Genomic DNA, 3122 nt, shown 5'->3' on the forward strand with positions numbered 1-3122 from the left:
CTCTCTGCCCACGAACAGGTATCTGGCGGTCTGCATGGTGATGGTGGAGCCGCCCTGTTTGAAGGCGAGGTTTCGGATGTTGACGCGCAGGGCGCGGTGCAGTGCCTGCCAGTCCACGCCGCGGTGTTGGTAGAAGTAGCCGTCTTCGGAGGCGATGAAGAGGTCTTTCACATAGGGAGGCACGAACGCCCCGTTGCGCGTGGGGGTTTTTACCGCCCCCGATTGAACCTTTTCCAATAAGACCTGTCGAGATGCCTTGAAAATCACGAACGCGGGCACGACTACCCACATGCCCAGCAACAGTATCCCGACAGCTACCGCAATCATCACACCACGCGCGAATCGAGAAAAGCCAAAGTGTGGTACTGGCGTCGCGGATGGTATCTTGTCCGCGATACCAGGTAACAGTCCCCATGTTCCCATCATCAATACGGATGATGGCAACCGCCAAGGCTCGAACACAGGAGTATCAAATAGACCAGCGACAATAGTTCCAATCGTAGCCAGATAACAGCCGAGCACTATCGCCCTATCCTCGTGTCCCAACTCGTGCCTCAGCAGGTGACCGCATAGCCGCAGTACATGCCAAAGTGAGAAGATTAGCACAGCCACCCCAATCGTCCCAAACTCCACGGCAAAGTTCAGGAACAGGTTCTTGGCTTCTACGTTCAAAGGACCGAACTGTTCCAGTTCCGGGGTGACGAATCGATTCTGCCAGTATCGGTAACTCATCACGCCATGGCCGATCACAGGATGCTGTTGGTAGATGGCGAAGGCTGTTCGCCATATCTGCAGCCGCCCCCAAGCCGAACGGTCTTCGGGATTGCCCATGAGATGTCCCTTCGTGCGCACAAATAGCGTTCCCAACAGAAAAAGAGCCATCACCAGCAGGATAGCCGCCATGTTTGCCTTTGAAATCTGCTTCCGATGAGCGGCTAACAGCACAGCGCACATCGCACCGACGGCGAGCCAGGCACTGCGCGTGTAAGTCAACCAGATCGCAAGCAGGCACAAGCACAAACAGGCTAAGTGAAACCATTTCAGCGCTCTCGTCGGTTCCCAAGCGTAACGCGCGAATGCCAGCGCCCCTCCCCACAACATAACGGGATACAGGGTGTTTGGGTTGATGTACGTGCCTTGAGTGCGCGCACCGAAATTCGGAGTATAGAACTGATTAACCCCGAGGACGTGAAAAACAACAGCATAGGTCGCCTGCACGCCCACCAAGAAGACCATGTAATCTACCATGATAGACCGCCACCGGGCATTATCGCCCAGCAGATAGACAAGGTAAAACGTGAGCAGCATCCAGAGTGGCCAGAATCGATGCGTGAAGAAATACGGATCCAGAGTACTCAGAAGGGGGTCGGACAGATACAAGAGCGTGACCCCGAACACTCCAACCTTGAAGAGATAACTGTTGGACACAGCTGCTGGTCGTTTGAGCACAACCACCCATGCCAACGTGATGACTAGCAGAGCCAGTATCCCCCATTCTAACAGCGGAGGATTCTGTTCCCTACCTTGCACGGGCAGATATATAGGGTAGAGGTCAATATGAATCACCTCGCTAAGCGGGCTTCCGTTCAAGGCTACCGCGGCAAGGAACGCGTATAGTGCAGCCGTTGTGACAAAGCGAAGGAGAGGATAAATCCTGCTCGCGCCCACCATGCCCGCTTACCTCACAGGTTACGTCTGCCCGCGTCGGGTTATCCACCAACGCCAGGTTATGAAGCCCAGCAACACCATGACCAAAACGACACTACCCACGGTTGTCACCCTTGCGAGCGGCGCACGGACGACATAAAAGGTGTGAGAAATCTTGTTTTCAACCAACGTGCCGGGCGGGAAATCTGCCTCGAACAGGGCGCTTCTGGGGTTTGTATTGAATTTCATCGACCGAAACTCCAGCACCCTTTCGGCAACGGGAACCAGCGGCGACCTGATCGGCGCGCCCAATTCCCCTCCCCAATACACCGTTCGCACGCGCGTGGGAAACCAGCCACCCCCCGAAACCTGCTCGGCATTGTCGACCAAGGTCTCTTCCTTCTTCCAGGTGACGGTTCGCCCCGAGTATGGCACAGCGTCATACAACTCCCGCTTGGTCAACATGCACCCCCACTCTTCCCTGAAATGGAGAATCTCGTGCATCGGGGGCAGGTCTGTTCCTGCAGAGGGTAGGGTAATCTTGACCACAAAAGTTCGACGAGGCGGTTCGCCTGTGACCTTCACCACCTTTAACCTGCCTTCTTGCTGTGCGCGGCGAAGGTACTCGGAGAGGGTTTCGCTATACGCAGCAGGAGACGCTCGGTCAATGAGTAGTGATGGGGTTCGTAAGTCTCCGATATCGAAAGCCATGTCTGTGTGAATAACTGCCTTCTTCTTGCCGGAGAGGTAAGCAAATTGCTTCCCGTTGTATCGTAACGCAATCTGCTCGCTGTCCGTGCCAGCGGCCGTTCCAGAACTGTCTGCCTGTTGGGTGCGCTTGCGCGTAACATCCACGCGAAATCTATAACCAGAGAAAATAAACCGCCCTTCCACCACCTCCTCTATTAGATACAAGCTCGCCACATCACCGGGAAGCCCCTGCGACACCAGTTGGCGGAATGTTTTTGGCAAAACCTTTTTCCCTTCTGGCGTCGGGCGCCTCTTGATAACAAAGGATGCCTCACCGGAACGAATCGTTCGGAAATTCGCGTCGGTGCAGGATATTAAGCCATCTACCGCAGTCTTGTCAACCTGTCCCCACGACAGACTACAAACCGCCAATATCACCGTTAGTGACGCCTTCAGAATTGGTTTTCTCACCGTGTCACCTCCAATTTTTCTACCTCGTGCAAGCGGTACCTCCAAGAGGTAGACGCAGTGGCAGACCCAACTACTGGTTAGGGTTTGTTGGCCCCTTAGTCAGGGGTTCGTTGCGGCACCTCTGCATAAGCCAACCACTTCGAGATAACTGTGGCAAGACGTTTCATCTCATTTACCTCCTCCTTTTCGAGCATTCTACCCTTATTCTACACCGTCCCCCCCCCGCGTCAATACCCAATTTTTGCCATTTTTGTGACCAATTTGTGCTATACACGGGAGTTAATACCCCAGCCGCGCAGGCGATATACACCAGC

At 54.5% G+C, this 3122-nt stretch carries 2 protein-coding genes; both read right to left on the minus strand.

Features of this window, described 5'->3' with window-relative positions:
- Nucleotides 1-1566: O-antigen ligase family protein (locus K6U75_17160; GenBank protein MCL6476762.1), on the minus strand; the 1566-nt coding region annotated here is incomplete at its 3' end.
- Between the two features lie 123 nt (nucleotides 1567-1689).
- Complete coding sequence (locus K6U75_17165; protein MCL6476763.1) at nucleotides 1690-2808, minus strand: hypothetical protein; 1119 nt, start codon at nucleotides 2806-2808, stop codon at nucleotides 1690-1692.
- Between the last annotated feature and the right edge of the window lie 314 nt (nucleotides 2809-3122).

Source organism: Bacillota bacterium (genome assembly GCA_023511455.1).
GTDB lineage: Bacteria > Armatimonadota > HRBIN16 > HRBIN16 > HRBIN16 > HRBIN16.